The sequence below is a fragment of the Citrobacter sp. RHBSTW-00986 genome (genome assembly GCF_013783065.1).
GTDB classification, from domain to species: Bacteria; Pseudomonadota; Gammaproteobacteria; order Enterobacterales; family Enterobacteriaceae; genus Citrobacter; species Citrobacter braakii.
Window position 1 is genome coordinate 2,027,420 of the sequence record NZ_CP056200.1, and the last position, 13,835, is coordinate 2,041,254.

The 13,835-nt window shown below is 51.1% G+C and carries 13 protein-coding genes; 12 read left to right on the forward strand and 1 reads right to left on the reverse strand.

Features of this window, described 5'->3' with window-relative positions; translation table 11 throughout:
- Positions 1–282: 282 nt before the first annotated feature.
- The 6 genes from HV345_RS09940 to otsA all read left to right on the forward strand — a co-directional run bounded on the left by HV345_RS09940 (position 283) and on the right by otsA (position 7,151).
- A complete protein-coding gene (locus tag HV345_RS09940) occupies positions 283–840 on the forward strand; it encodes a DJ-1/PfpI family protein (RefSeq protein WP_181636568.1) in 558 nt (185 codons plus the stop codon).
- Positions 841–1,155: 315 nt separating this feature from the next.
- Entirely contained in the window at positions 1,156–2,145 is a 990-nt protein-coding gene (locus HV345_RS09945; RefSeq protein ID WP_016156818.1) for an arabinose ABC transporter substrate-binding protein, read from the forward strand.
- 115 nt (positions 2,146–2,260) lie between these two features.
- The gene (gene araG, locus HV345_RS09950; protein ID WP_181636569.1) at positions 2,261–3,775 is read left to right on the forward strand and encodes an arabinose ABC transporter ATP-binding protein AraG; all 1,515 of its coding nucleotides are present in this window, start codon (positions 2,261–2,263) and stop codon (positions 3,773–3,775) included.
- Between the two features lie 14 nt (positions 3,776–3,789).
- Positions 3,790–4,776 carry an L-arabinose ABC transporter permease AraH gene (gene araH, locus HV345_RS09955; protein WP_016153448.1) on the forward strand — a complete coding sequence of 329 codons (987 nt, stop codon included), beginning with the start codon at positions 3,790–3,792 and terminating at the stop codon, positions 4,774–4,776.
- Positions 4,777–4,951: 175 nt separating this feature from the next.
- Positions 4,952–5,755 carry a trehalose-phosphatase gene (otsB, locus tag HV345_RS09960; protein ID WP_101701142.1) on the forward strand — a complete coding sequence of 268 codons (804 nt, stop codon included), beginning with the start codon at positions 4,952–4,954 and terminating at the stop codon, positions 5,753–5,755.
- A complete protein-coding gene (gene otsA / locus HV345_RS09965) occupies positions 5,730–7,151 on the forward strand; it encodes an alpha,alpha-trehalose-phosphate synthase (protein WP_131346231.1) in 1,422 nt (473 codons plus the stop codon). Before otsB ends, otsA begins: the two co-directional genes overlap by 26 nt.
- A 17-nt stretch (positions 7,152–7,168) precedes the next feature.
- Here otsA and uspC read toward each other — a convergent pair whose 3' ends face one another.
- Positions 7,169–7,597, reverse strand: a complete 429-nt coding sequence (uspC, locus tag HV345_RS09970) for a universal stress protein UspC (RefSeq protein ID WP_016153445.1) — start codon at positions 7,595–7,597, stop codon at positions 7,169–7,171.
- Positions 7,598–8,389: 792 nt separating this feature from the next.
- On the opposite strand from uspC, the gene flhD reads away from it, so the two are divergent.
- The 6 genes from flhD to cheW all read left to right on the forward strand — a co-directional run bounded on the left by flhD (position 8,390) and on the right by cheW (position 13,833).
- A complete protein-coding gene (gene flhD, locus HV345_RS09975) occupies positions 8,390–8,731 on the forward strand; it encodes a flagellar transcriptional regulator FlhD (RefSeq protein ID WP_016153444.1) in 342 nt (113 codons plus the stop codon).
- Entirely contained in the window at positions 8,728–9,312 is a 585-nt protein-coding gene (flhC, locus tag HV345_RS09980; RefSeq protein ID WP_085951062.1) for a flagellar transcriptional regulator FlhC, read from the forward strand. Before flhD ends, flhC begins: the two co-directional genes overlap by 4 nt.
- 124 nt (positions 9,313–9,436) lie before the next feature.
- On the forward strand, positions 9,437–10,324 hold the full coding sequence (gene motA, locus HV345_RS09985; RefSeq protein ID WP_016153442.1) for a flagellar motor stator protein MotA: 888 nt from the start codon (positions 9,437–9,439) through the stop codon (positions 10,322–10,324).
- Positions 10,321–11,250 (forward strand): flagellar motor protein MotB, encoded by a 930-nt coding sequence (gene motB / locus HV345_RS09990; RefSeq protein ID WP_016153441.1) that lies wholly within the window; start codon positions 10,321–10,323, stop codon positions 11,248–11,250. The genes motA and motB overlap by 4 nt, the downstream gene beginning before the upstream one ends.
- Before the next feature lie 4 nt (positions 11,251–11,254).
- Positions 11,255–13,309, forward strand: coding sequence for a chemotaxis protein CheA (gene cheA / locus HV345_RS09995; RefSeq protein WP_016156813.1), 2,055 nt, complete (start codon positions 11,255–11,257; stop codon positions 13,307–13,309).
- A gap of 20 nt (positions 13,310–13,329) precedes the next feature.
- The gene (gene cheW, locus HV345_RS10000) at positions 13,330–13,833 is read left to right on the forward strand and encodes a chemotaxis protein CheW (protein ID WP_003034638.1); all 504 of its coding nucleotides are present in this window, start codon (positions 13,330–13,332) and stop codon (positions 13,831–13,833) included.
- The last annotated feature ends 2 nt before the right edge of the window (positions 13,834–13,835 follow it).

Below are 13,835 nucleotides of genomic sequence, written 5' to 3' on the forward strand. Positions count from 1 at the left end.
ACATGAATGTAAGAGGTTGAAATTTATGTTATTAAATGATTTTTATGATAATGAAATGGTGTTTCATATCACAAAATTAAATTCCACAATAAGGTATTGTCTGGCATCTGATGATTATCTGCCCAAGTTGAAAGGCAATTTCACGATCGGGATGGAGTAGTACAAATTATCTGATGGCTAATTTTTTGCGCCAGATCAGTTTTAATCAAATTGAGAAATTTAACAGTCTGCACTGGTCGTCATTAATTATTTCGTTTATGTGGATTAAGCAAGGAGTTACATATGAAGAAGGTTGCGGTGCTGCTGGCACCCGGTTTTGAAGAGGCGGAGGCGATTGTTACCCTTGATATTCTGCGTCGCCTGAATATCGAAGTTGAAACCCTGGCCTGCGCAGAGTCACGTGCGGTGGTGAGTTATCATGACGTACCGATGGTGATGGATAGCACGCTGGCCGCGCGCCAGACATATCTCTACGATGCCGTCGTATTGCCAGGCGGGCCGCAGGGCAGCGTTAATCTTGCCGCCAGTGAGGCGGTCATCCAGTTTGTATCCCGTCATGATCAGGCAGGAAAGCTCATTTGCCCGGTATGTTCTGCGGCCGCGCGCGTGTTGGGCGGCAACGGTCTGCTGAAGGGGCGTCGCTATGTTTGCTCAGGCGATCTGTGGCAAAACGTCACGGACGGGGAATATATCGATGCGCCGGTTGTTGAAGATGGCAATCTGATTAGCGGCAAAGGATTAGGGCATATTTTCGATTTTGCGTTGACGCTTGCGGCGCACCTGCTGGGAGATGACATTCCGGTTCGCGATCACGCTGACCACATTTATTACCGATGGTAATCATGTTCCCGAATGCTTCGGTATTCGGGAACAAGGATTCGTTGGCTGATGTTATGGATTAATCTGCTATCCCTCTTTTTTCCCGTCGACAAAACCGCGTTTTTTTATGTCATTTCCCGCTGAATTTATGTACGCAATTACTGTAATTCTGTGGTGTGATGCCGCTCTCTTATGGAGAATCAATTTCCCGCTAAAACTACTCTCAGCACTGGCATTGATCTTATCACTAAAAGGTAATGCCTTGTTTTACGTCCGAATTACAAAAAATCGTCTGATTTTACCCTACATAAAAGAACGTTAAAGCTGGAGTTAACCATGCACAAATTCACTAAAGCGCTGGCTGCCATCGGTCTGGCTGCCATTATGTCACAATCCGCTATCGCTGAATCCATGAAGCTCGGTTTCCTGGTCAAACAACCGGAAGAACCGTGGTTCCAGACTGAATGGAAATTTGCCGATAAAGCCGGTAAAGACCTTGGCTTTGAGGTGATTAAAATTGCCGTCCCGGATGGTGAGAAGACCCTTAACGCCATCGACAGCCTGGCTGCAAGTGGCGCAAAAGGGTTTGTGATTTGTACGCCGGACCCCAAACTCGGGCCTGCCATTATGGCCAAGGCGCGTGGCTACGATATGAAAGTCATTGCCGTCGATGACCAGTTTGCTAACGCCAAAGGTAAGCCGATGGATACCGTGCCGTTGGTGATGATGGCTGCAACCAAAATTGGTGAGCGCCAGGGCCAGGAGCTGTATAAGGAGATGCAAAAGCGCGGTTGGGATGTGAAATCCACAGCCGTAATGGCCATTACCGCGAATGAACTCGATACCGCGCGTCGCCGTACATCGGGTTCAATGGACGCGCTTAAAGCCGCGGGCTTCCCGGAAAAACAGATCTACCAGGTCCCCACTAAATCGAATGATATCCCCGGGGCATTCGATGCCGCTAACTCCATGCTGGTTCAGCACCCTGAAGTCAAACACTGGCTGATTGTTGGCATGAACGACAACACCGTGCTGGGCGGCGTACGTGCGACCGAAGGGCAGGGCTTCAAAGCGCCGAATGTGATTGGTATCGGCATCAACGGCGTTGATGCCGTGAGCGAACTCTCCAAAGGCGAAGCGACCGGGTTCTACGGTTCACTCCTGCCAAGCCCGGACGTTCACGGCTACAAATCAAGTGAGATGCTCTACAACTGGGTAACGAAAGGTGCAGAGCCACCGGCGTTTACTGAAGTGACGGATGTGGTGCTGATTACCCGCGATAACTTTAAAGAAGAACTGGCGAAGAAAGGCTTAGGCGGTAAGTAACACAAATGCCGGATGCGACGCCAACGCGTCTTATCCGGCCTACGAATTGCGTACTCAGTAGGCCGGATAAGGCAAAGCCGCTATCCGGCATAAAGATCTGACTCACGGAGACGTTATGCAACAGTCTACCCCGTATCTCTCATTTCGCGGCATTGGCAAAACGTTCCCCGGCGTTAAAGCGCTCACGGATATCAGTTTCGACTGCTATGCCGGTCAGGTGCATGCGCTGATGGGCGAAAATGGCGCCGGGAAATCAACACTATTAAAAATTCTCAGCGGCAACTATGCGCCAACGACGGGATCTTTGGCGATCCGTGGACAAGAGATTTCGTTTGCGGACACCAATGCCGCGCTGAACGCCGGTGTTGCCATTATTTACCAGGAGCTGCATCTCGTCCCGGAAATGACCGTTGCCGAGAATATTTATTTAGGGCAGATGCCGCACAAAGGCGGGATTGTGAACCGCTCGCTGCTGAACTATGAAGCGGGGCTTCAGCTCAAGCATCTGGGCATGGATATCGATCCCGATACGCCGTTGAAATACCTCTCCATTGGTCAATGGCAGATGGTGGAGATTGCGAAAGCGCTGGCGCGCAACGCCAAAATTATCGCGTTTGATGAACCGACCAGCTCCCTTTCAGCGCGAGAGATTGAGAATCTGTTTCGCGTCATCCGTGAGCTACGCAACGAAGGGCGCATCATCCTGTACGTTTCGCACCGTATGGAGGAGATCTTTGCCCTTAGCGATGCCATCACCGTGTTTAAAGATGGTCATTACGTCAAAACGTTCACGGATATGCAGCAGGTCGATCACGACGCGCTGGTACAGGCGATGGTCGGGCGCGACCTCGGTGATATTTATGGCTGGAAATCCAGACCTTATGGTGCAGAGCGCCTGCGTTTGCATGACGTCAAAGCCCCAGGCGTGCGTACCCCGATCAGTTTATCAGTGCTCAGTGGTGAAATTGTCGGATTGTTTGGACTGGTGGGCGCCGGACGTAGCGAATTAATGAAAGGTCTGTTTGGCGGCACGCGTATCACGGCAGGCCAGGTGTTTATCGATGAACAGCCTATTGATATCCGTAAACCGAGCCACGCCATTGAAGCGGGGATGATGCTGTGCCCGGAAGATCGCAAGGCTGAAGGGATCATTCCGGTCCATTCGGTGCGTAACAACATCAACATCAGTGCCCGTCGTAAACATGTTCTGGGCGGATGCGTGATCAACAACGGCTGGGAAGAGACCAATGCCGATCACCATATTCGCTCACTCAATATTAAAACGCCGGGCGCGGAGCAACTGATTATGAACCTCTCCGGCGGTAATCAACAGAAGGCTATTCTCGGCCGTTGGTTATCGGAAGAGATGAAAGTGATTTTGCTGGACGAACCTACACGCGGTATTGATGTGGGCGCCAAGCATGAAATTTATAACGTGATTTATGCCCTCGCGGCGCGCGGCGTGGCCGTGCTGTTTGCTTCCAGCGATCTGCCAGAAGTGCTCGGTGTCGCCGACCGTATTGTGGTGATGAGAGAAGGCGAAATTGCCGGTGAGTTACTTCATGAACAGGCGGATGAGCGCCAGGCGTTAAGCCTTGCTATGCCAAAAGTTAGCCAGGCTGTAGCCTGAATAAGGAGAGAATGATGTCTTCCGTTTCAACATCGGGTTCAGGTGCTGCAAAGTCGGCGCTAAATCTTGGTCGCATTTGGGATCAATACGGGATGCTGGTCGTGTTCGCCGCGCTGTTCCTGGTTTGTTCCCTCTTTGTGCCTAACTTTGCCACTTTCATCAACATGAAGGGGCTGGGGCTGGCGGTATCGATGTCGGGTATGGTCGCGTGTGGGATGCTGTTTTGCCTGGCATCCGGTGACTTCGACCTGTCCGTTGCCTCCGTGATTGCCTGCGCCGGGGTCACTACAGCCGTGGTCATTAATATGACCGAAAGCCTGTGGATTGGCGTGGCTGCCGGGCTACTGCTCGGTATTCTATGTGGTCTGGTGAATGGGTTCGTGATTGCACGGCTGAAAATTAACGCCCTGATCACGACCCTTGCGACGATGCAGATTGTGCGTGGTCTGGCCTACATTATTTCCGACGGTAAGGCGGTAGGGATTGAAGACGAGCGCTTCTTCACTCTCGGCTACGCCAACTGGTTTGGTCTGCCGGCACCTATCTGGATCACGGTCGTCTGTTTCATCGTTTTTGGCTTACTGCTCAATAAAACCACGTTTGGTCGTAACACGCTGGCCATTGGGGGGAATGAAGAGGCGGCACGTCTGGCTGGGGTTCCGGTCGTTCGTACCAAAATTATTATCTTTATTCTGTCCGGGCTGGTATCCGCCATCGCCGGGATTATCCTCGCATCACGTATGACCAGCGGCCAGCCAATGACCTCAATCGGCTATGAGCTGATCGTGATTTCCGCGTGCGTGTTAGGGGGCGTTTCGCTTAAAGGCGGCATCGGAAAAATCTCATATGTGGTAGCCGGGGTGTTGATTCTGGGAACGGTTGAGAATGCAATGAACCTGCTGAACATCTCTCCGTTCGCACAGTATGTCGTACGTGGTCTGATCCTGCTGGCGGCGGTGATCTTCGACCGTTACAAGCAAAAAGCGAAGCGTACTGTTTGATGATTTTAACCCCAACTTTTTAGTCTAGCTTTAGCTCATCGCCAGCCGCTACCCGGCTGGCGATTGTTTTTCCAAATGGCGAGCATGGTCACACTGTCTATACTTATATCCGTCATACATCATATATACGGCGCGATCCGCGCGGCGTACAGACCATGATGAGGAGGATAACCGGGTGACAGCATCACTGATCTTACCCCCTGAACAATCTGCAAGCTGTGCTTATTTTTTTGATCTCGATGGGACGCTGGCTGAGATCAAACCTTATCCAGACCAGGTCGTTGTCCCTCAGACAATCCTGCAGTTATTACATCAGTTGGCGACGCATAATGCGGGTGCGCTGGCATTGATTTCAGGGCGCTCGATGGTCGAGCTTGACGCGCTTACCACTCCCTTTCGTTTTCCGCTCGCCGGAGTGCATGGGGCAGAGCGCCGTGACATCAATGGTCAAACTCATATAGTGCGCCTGGCTGCGGCAATAGAACGCGAAGCAGGAGAGCTATTAAGTACCGCCTTGGCGACGATGCCGGGTACAACGCTTGAAGCAAAAGGGATGGCGTTCGCACTGCACTATCGCCAGGCCCCGGAACATGAAGCGGCGCTAATTAATCTGGCTGAGCGCATCACGCACAGATGGCCGCAGTTGGCTTTACAGCACGGAAAATGCGTTGTGGAGATAAAACCAAAGGGTACGAACAAAGGCGACGCAATTGCCGCATTTATGCAGGAAGCACCTTTTGCCGGACGGATCCCCGTTTTTTTTGGTGACGATCTGACGGACGAAACAGGATTTGGCGTGGTTAATCGCGCAGGGGGCATTTCCGTGAAGGTGGGGAATGGAGCGACGCAGGCGACATGGCGTCTGGATGGCGTGAGTGATGTCTGGCACTGGCTGGAACAAATTAACTCTTCGCAGAAAGAATCGAAAGCAACGAATAACAGAAGAGGTGGCTATGAGTCGTTTAGTCGTAGTATCTAATCGTATCGCCTCACCTGATGACAAAGGGAGCGCAGGTGGGCTTGCCGTCGGTGTGCTGGGCGCGTTGAAGGCTGCTGGTGGCCTGTGGTTTGGCTGGAGTGGCGACACGGGTAATGAGGACAAACCATTAAAAAAAGTCACGCGTGGCAATATTACCTGGGCTTCGTTTAATTTGAGTGAACAGGATTACGAAGAGTATTACTGCCAGTTTTCTAATGCGGTTTTATGGCCTGCATTTCACTATCGCCTCGATTTGGTACAGTTTCAGCGTCCTGCATGGGAGGGCTATCAGCGGGTGAATGCCTTGCTGGTAGATAAACTGCTGCCGCTGCTCAGCGATGACGACATAATCTGGGTTCATGATTACCATCTGTTGCCGTTTGCCAGCGAGCTGCGTAAACGGGGCGTGAATAACCGTATCGGTTTTTTCCTGCACATCCCTTTTCCGACGCCGGAAATCTTTAATGCCTTACCCCCACATCAGACGCTACTTGAGCAGATGTGTGATTTTGATTTACTCGGTTTCCAGACCGAGAACGATCGTCAGGCTTTTCTGGATTGTCTGGCAGCCCAGACTCAGGTAACCACTCAGAGCGAGCAGCACCACCGTGCATGGGGAAAAGCGTTTCGTACCCAGGTCTATCCCATCGGTATTGAGCCGGATGAGATCGCCCGTCAGGCTTCCGGACCTTTGCCGCCGAAGCTGGCGCAACTGAAAGCAGAACTTAAAAATGTGCAGAATATCTTCTCCGTTGAGCGTCTGGATTATTCTAAAGGTTTGCCGGAGCGCTTTCAGGCCTATGAGGCTCTGCTGGAACACTATCCGCAGCACCACGGTAAAATTCGCTACACCCAGATAGCGCCAACTTCGCGTGAAGAGGTGCAGGCCTACCAGGATATTCGGCACCAACTGGAGACTGAAGCGGGGAGGATTAACGGTAAATATGGGCAGTTGGGGTGGACGCCGCTCTATTATTTGAACCAGTACTTTGATCGTAAATTGCTGATGAAAATCTTCCGCTACTCTGATGTAGGGCTGGTGACGCCGCTGCGAGATGGTATGAACCTGGTCGCGAAAGAATTCGTGGCCGCGCAGGATCCTGCCAACCCCGGCGTGCTGGTGTTATCGCAATTTGCCGGGGCCGCGAATGAGCTAACTGCCGCGCTTATTGTTAATCCTTATGACCGCGACGAAGTGGCTGGCGCATTAAACCAGGCTCTGACGATGCCGCTTGCTGAGCGTATCTCCCGCCACGCTGAGATGCTCGAAACTATCATTAAAAACGATATCGACAACTGGCAGGCGAGGTTCATTTGCGATCTGGAAAAAGTCATCCCACGTCAGAGTAAACAGCCATTGCCAGACAACGTTTCTCCCTGCACTAAACTGGCGTAACGCTCAGTAAACGCAGGTCAATCTCCAGCCAGTGGAACCAGCAGAACATCCACATGGCTGGCACCGATCACGCTTTTTGCTGAGCAGGATGCGCGCGAAAAGAAGCTGTGGTTATGGTTGCCATAAATGACCAGATCGACCGCGTGTTTACGGCATACATCCAGAATATGTTCATTCAGTGCCCCATAGGTAATAAAGGTATGCTCAATGGGGTACTGTGCTTCTTTGCTGAGCTTGTCGATAAAATCCTGAGTCTCCTCTTGCATCACTTCACGCAGGTCCTCCAGCATAGGTGCTGCAAACTGATTATACAGTTCAGGGTCTGAGACCAGGGTTATCAGGCTAATACGAGCGTTGACAGGGCGAGCGATTGAAACCGCCTTGGCTAACAACTGCTGGCTTTCAGGGGTGGCGGCAACGGCCACAAGAATGTGTGTATAGCTCATAACTCGCTCCTTTTTTCAAGAATTATGAGAGGGTTTCTCAGCATTGCTCGGCTTACTCCATACTGCAACGTTTCCTTCCTGGATAGTGTGAATGTCATCATGGTTATTCATTAATTATTCTTATAAATAGAATAATTGCGTCATATAACTTGGAAATACGTTCAGCTTACTTAAGTAAAACTCACCGCTAATGAAAACAATGTGTTAATTAAAAATTAACATAAGTTAACATTTAACGGGTTATCACTACCCGGTATTAATTAATCACCCTTAATATTTAAGTCATTGTTTATAAAGGATTTAATTAAAATAGTGTTTTACATTAAATATGTGATCAAGCTCGCTATTTCACAAGGTGATATTAACGTTTGTGAACAAAATACTATTCGCTTTTATTGCAAGAATATTCGTATGTCAGGAATTGAAATGGCGAACTTGAGATTAAAAAATAAGCAAAGTAAAAGCTGTGCTGATGGATTTATGTTAAGTGTTTAGCTGGTTTATGTGATCTATGTCACATATTCTTCAAATTCGCAGCATAGCTACGTTGTATGTGTAACGGGCGGCGGGTAGAGTTGCGTCGAATTAGGAAAAATCTTAGACATTTGTAAGAATTGATGTGAGCTTGTAAGGGGCGCGGCTTTCTGAAAAGGGAATGTTTAGACAACGCGTAAGTGCCGTCACGCTGCTATGTATTTGACCTTTTGCTTTTTTTTACCGGGCCTTCCCGGCGACATCACGGGGTGCGGTTTCACCGCATGAAAACAATGTTGGTTATTATGGATGCAAATAATGCATACATCCGAGTTGCTGAAACACATCTATGACATCAATTTGTCATATTTATTGCTTGCACAGCGTTTGATCGTTCAGGACAAAGCATCTGCGATGTTTCGCCTTGGTATCAGCGAAGAAATGGCGGACACGTTGGCAACATTAACACTTCCACAAATGGTCAAACTGGCTGAAACAAACCAACTGGTCTGTCATTTCCGTTTCGACGATCACCAGACCGTTACTCGCCTGACGCAAGACTCCCGCGTTGACGATCTTCAGCAAATTCATACCGGTATCATGCTTTCAACGCGACTGTTAAGCGACATCGATGAAGCAGCGCGCAAGAAAAGGGCTTGATGATGAGCGAAAAAAGCATTGTTCAGGAAGCGCGTGATATCCAGCTAGCGATGGAATTAATCACATTGGGCGCCCGTTTGCAAATGCTGGAAAGCGAAACGCAATTAAGCCGTGGCCGACTTATCAAGCTGTATAAAGAATTACGCGGCAGCCCTCCGCCAAAAGGGATGCTGCCTTTCTCCACCGACTGGTTTATGACGTGGGAACAAAATATTCATGCTTCGATGTTTTGCAACGCATGGCAATTCCTGCTCAAAACTGGTTTGTGCAGCGGCGTGGATGCCGTGATCAAAGCGTATCGTTTATATCTTGAGCAGTGCCCGCAGCCAGAAGAAGGGCCACTGCTGGCGTTAACTCGCGCATGGACGTTGGTGCGTTTTGTCGACAGCGGATTGCTGGAGTTGTCCCGATGCAATTGCTGCGGTGGGAATTTTATTACCCACGCTCACCAACCCGCAGGCAGCTTTGCCTGCAGTTTATGCCAACCGCCATCACGCGCCGTAAAAAGACGTAAACTTTCCCAGAATGCTGCCGATATTATTCCACAACTGCTGGATGAACAGATCGAACAGGCTGTTTAACTGATACGGTGTGGACAAACACTCCAGCAGCGGTAAGCGATTACCGCTGCTTTTTTTTGTCCTGACCTCGAGTTAACAGCCCGACTGCGCATCCTGTCATAGTCAATTGCGAAAGGATGATGTCGTGCTTATCTTATTAGGTTACCTGGTTGTTATTGGTACAGTTTTCGGCGGTTACATGATGACCGGCGGACACCTTGGGGCACTCTATCAACCGGCTGAGCTGGTGATTATCGGTGGCGCGGGTATTGGGGCATTCATCGTCGGCAATAACGGGAAAGCCATTAAGGGGACGATGAAAGCCATCCCGATGCTTTTTCGTCGTTCAAAATACACCAAAGCGATGTATATGGATCTGCTGGCGCTGTTGTATCGCCTGATGGCCAAGTCACGTCAGCAGGGCATGTTCTCGCTTGAACGCGATATCGAAAACCCCAAAGAGAGTGAAATTTTCGCCAGCTATCCGCGCATTCTTGCTGATGCCGTGATGCTTGATTTCATTGTCGATTATCTGCGTCTGATCATCAGCGGCAACATGAACACGTTTGAAATTGAAGCGCTGATGGATGAAGAGATTGAGACGCACGAAAGTGAGGCCGAAGTCCCGGCCAACAGTCTGGCGATGGTGGGGGATTCATTACCGGCGTTCGGGATCGTGGCGGCGGTCATGGGGGTTGTCCATGCGCTGGCTTCTGCCGATCGTCCGGCGGCTGAACTGGGTTCGCTGATTGCACATGCCATGGTAGGGACATTCCTCGGTATTTTACTGGCCTATGGATTTATTTCTCCGCTTGCCAGCGTTCTGCGCCAGAAAAGCGCTGAAACCACCAAAATGATGCAGTGTGTGAAGATAACTCTGCTCTCCAATCTGAATGGTTACGCGCCGCCAATTGCCGTCGAATTTGGTCGTAAGACTCTGTATTCCAGCGAACGTCCATCGTTTATCGAACTGGAAGAGCATGTTCGTGCGGTGAGAAATCCAACTGCGCAGCAGACGACCGAGGACGCATGAAAAATCAGGCCCATCCCATTATCGTTGTAAAGCGACGCAAGCATAAAGGTCACGGTGGTGGGGCGCATGGTTCGTGGAAAATCGCCTACGCCGATTTTATGACCGCGATGATGGCCTTCTTTCTGGTGATGTGGCTCATTTCCATCTCTAGCCCTAAAGAATTGATCCAGATTGCCGAATATTTCCGTACGCCGCTGGCTACTGCGGTAACCGGGGGAAATCGTATTTCGAATAGCCAAAGTCCAATTCCTGGCGGCGGGGATGATTACACCCAGCAGCAGGGAGAGGTGAACAAGCAGCCGAATATCGATGATCTGAGAAAACGCATGGAACAAAGCCGCTTGAGCAAACTTCGCGGCGATCTCGATCAGTTGATTGAATCTGACCCCAAACTGCGTGCGCTGCGCCCGCATTTGAAAATTGATTTAGTTCAGGAAGGGCTGCGGATACAGATTATCGACAGTCAGAATCGCCCGATGTTTAAAACCGGTAGCGCTGAGGTGGAACCGTATATGCGCGATATCCTGCGAGCCATAGCGCCAGTGCTTAACGGCATTCCTAATCGAATCAGCCTCTCCGGCCATACGGATGATTACCCTTACGCCAATGGTGAAAAAGGGTATAGCAACTGGGAGTTGTCCGCCGATCGCGCTAACGCGTCGCGTCGCGAACTGGTTAGCGGCGGTCTGGATGATGGAAAAGTATTACGTGTGGTAGGTATGGCCGCCACGATGCGTCTGAGCGATCGCGGTCCTGAAGACGCTATCAACCGCCGTATTAGCCTGCTGGTTCTCAATAAGCAGGCGGAAGAGGCCATTTTGCATGAAAACGCTGAAAGCCAGAATGAGCCGGTAAGTGTCTTACAACAGCCAGCGGAACTCCCGCCGGCAAGCGTTCCCACATCGCCACCAGCCAATCCGAGGTGATAGCGTGAGCATGGATATAAGCGATTTTTATCAAACATTTTTTGATGAAGCTGACGAACTGTTGGCTGACATGGAGCAACACCTGCTTGATTTGGTTCCTGAAGCCCCGGATTCCGAACAGCTGAATGCAATTTTTCGTGCTGCGCACTCGATAAAAGGCGGGGCGGGCACCTTCGGCTTTACCATTTTGCAGGAAACGACCCATCTGATGGAAAACCTGCTGGATGAAGCGCGGCGTGGCGAGATGCAGCTCAATGCCGACATTATCAACCTGTTTTTGGAAACGAAAGATATTATGCAGGAACAGCTCGACGCCTATAAAAACTCAGAGGAGCCGGATGCCGCCAGCTTTGAGTACATTTGTAATGCGTTACGACAGTTAGCGCTCGAAGCGAAAGGTGAAACCGCACCGGCAGTCGTCAACACCGCAAAACTGAGCGTTGTTGACAGCGCTGCAATGCAGGAAGAGGCGGTTGCACAGCCTGAGTCTGCAAGTGAAGAGAGCAAGAAACGCATTATTCTCACGCGCCTGAAAGCCAATGAAGTGGATTTACTGGAAGAGGAGCTGGGGAACCTGGCGACCTTAACCGATGTGGTGAAAGGGAGCGACACGTTGTCAGCAACGCTTGATGGCAACCTCGCAGAAGATGACATCATCGCAGTGCTGTGCTTTGTGATTGAAGCTGATCAGATTGAATTCGAAACCGTCAGCGCAGCGCCCGTAGCCGTTGAAACTGAAGCTGAAGCTGAAGCAGAAACGGTAGCCGTTGTCGCGAAGCCGCAGCCGGTTGCCGTTGCGCCAGCGGCGAAAGCCGCCGCCAGCGAAGCGCCAAACGGACGCGCGGAACGCGACAAACCCGCCCGTGCCAGCGAGTCAACCAGCATCCGCGTAGCGGTTGAGAAGGTCGATCAGCTCATTAACCTGGTCGGTGAGTTGGTCATCACCCAGTCTATGCTGGCACAACGTTCTAACGAACTGGATCCCGTCAATCATGGCGATCTCATCACCAGTATGGGTCAGTTACAACGTAACGCCCGCGACTTGCAAGAGTCGGTGATGTCGATTCGTATGATGCCCATGGAGTACGTGTTCAGCCGTTTTCCGCGTCTGGTGCGCGACTTGGCCGGTAAGCTGGGTAAACAGGTCGAACTGACACAGGTGGGAAGCTCAACCGAACTCGACAAGAGCCTGATTGAACGCATCATCGATCCGTTGACGCACCTGGTGCGTAACAGCCTCGATCACGGTATTGAACTGCCGGAAAAACGCCTTGAAGCCGGGAAAAGCCCAATCGGTAATCTGACGCTTTCCGCGGAGCACCAGGGCGGGAATATCTGTATTGAAGTCACCGATGATGGCGCCGGTCTGAACCGTGAACGAATCCTCGCCAAAGCTATCTCCCAGGGGATGCCGATCCACGAAAACATGAGCGATGACGAAGTCGGTATGCTGATCTTCGCCCCGGGCTTCTCGACCGCTGAACAGGTGACGGATGTCTCTGGCCGCGGCGTGGGTATGGATGTGGTGAAGCGAAATATCCAGGAGATGGGGGGCCATGTTGAGATCCAGTCCAAACAGGGGCAGGGGACGACTATCCGAATACTGCTGCCGCTGACGCTGGCGATCCTCGACGGCATGTCTGTGCGCGTGGCCGACGAAGTCTTTATTCTGCCGCTGAATGCCGTTATGGAATCACTGCAACCGCGCGAAGAAGATCTCCATCCGCTGGCCGGAGGAGAGCGCGTGCTGGAAGTGCGTGGCGAATATTTACCGCTGGTTGAGCTGTGGAAAGTCTTTGAGGTTGAAGGCGCAAAAACCGAAGCGACTCAAGGTATTGTGGTGATTTTGCAAAGTGCAGGGCGTCGCTACGCGCTGCTGGTCGATCAGTTAATTGGTCAACACCAGGTGGTCGTTAAAAACCTGGAAAGCAACTACCGCAAAGTGCCAGGTATTTCTGCAGCAACGATCCTCGGCGACGGCAGCGTCGCGCTGATTGTCGATGTCTCTGCATTGCAGGGATTAAACCGCGAACAACGTGTGGCGATCACAGCCGCCTGATTGAGTGAGAAGGGAATAATATGACCGGTATGAGTAATGTAACTAAACTGGCCGGCGAACCGTCAGGTCAGGAATTCCTCGTGTTCACACTGGGGGATGAAGAGTACGGTATCGATATCCTGAAAGTGCAGGAAATCCGTGGGTACGATCAGGTGACGCGTATTGCTAACACGCCTGCGTTTATCAAAGGTGTCACCAATCTGCGCGGTGTGATTGTGCCGATTGTTGACCTGCGCGTGAAGTTTAGCCAGAGCGATGTGGATTACAACGAAAACACCGTGGTGATTGTGCTGAATCTGGGCCAGCGGGTGGTCGGGATTGTGGTCGATGGCGTCTCGGATGTGCTGTCGCTGACAACGGATCAAATCCGTCCGGCACCGGAATTTGCCGTAACGCTGTCGACGGAATACCTGACGGGACTGGGGGCGCTGGGTGACCGGATGCTGATTCTGGTTAACATTGAGAAACTGCTCAATAGCGAAGAAATGGCGCTGCTGGATATTGCCGCCAGCCACGTCGCGTAACC

Coding starts and splice junctions, on each gene's coding strand:
- flhD (WP_016153444.1), top strand. CDS start 8,390: ATGCATACATCCGAGTTGCTGAAACACATCTATGACATCAATTTGTCA.
- otsA (WP_131346231.1), top strand. CDS start 5,730: ATGAGTCGTTTAGTCGTAGTATCTAATCGTATCGCCTCACCTGATGAC.
- HV345_RS09940 (WP_181636568.1), top strand. CDS start 283: ATGAAGAAGGTTGCGGTGCTGCTGGCACCCGGTTTTGAAGAGGCGGAG.
- uspC (WP_016153445.1), bottom strand. CDS start 7,597: ATGAGCTATACACACATTCTTGTGGCCGTTGCCGCCACCCCTGAAAGC.
- cheW (WP_003034638.1), top strand. CDS start 13,330: ATGACCGGTATGAGTAATGTAACTAAACTGGCCGGCGAACCGTCAGGT.
- motB (WP_016153441.1), top strand. CDS start 10,321: ATGAAAAATCAGGCCCATCCCATTATCGTTGTAAAGCGACGCAAGCAT.
- HV345_RS09945 (WP_016156818.1), top strand. CDS start 1,156: ATGCACAAATTCACTAAAGCGCTGGCTGCCATCGGTCTGGCTGCCATT.
- araG (WP_181636569.1), top strand. CDS start 2,261: ATGCAACAGTCTACCCCGTATCTCTCATTTCGCGGCATTGGCAAAACG.
- araH (WP_016153448.1), top strand. CDS start 3,790: ATGTCTTCCGTTTCAACATCGGGTTCAGGTGCTGCAAAGTCGGCGCTA.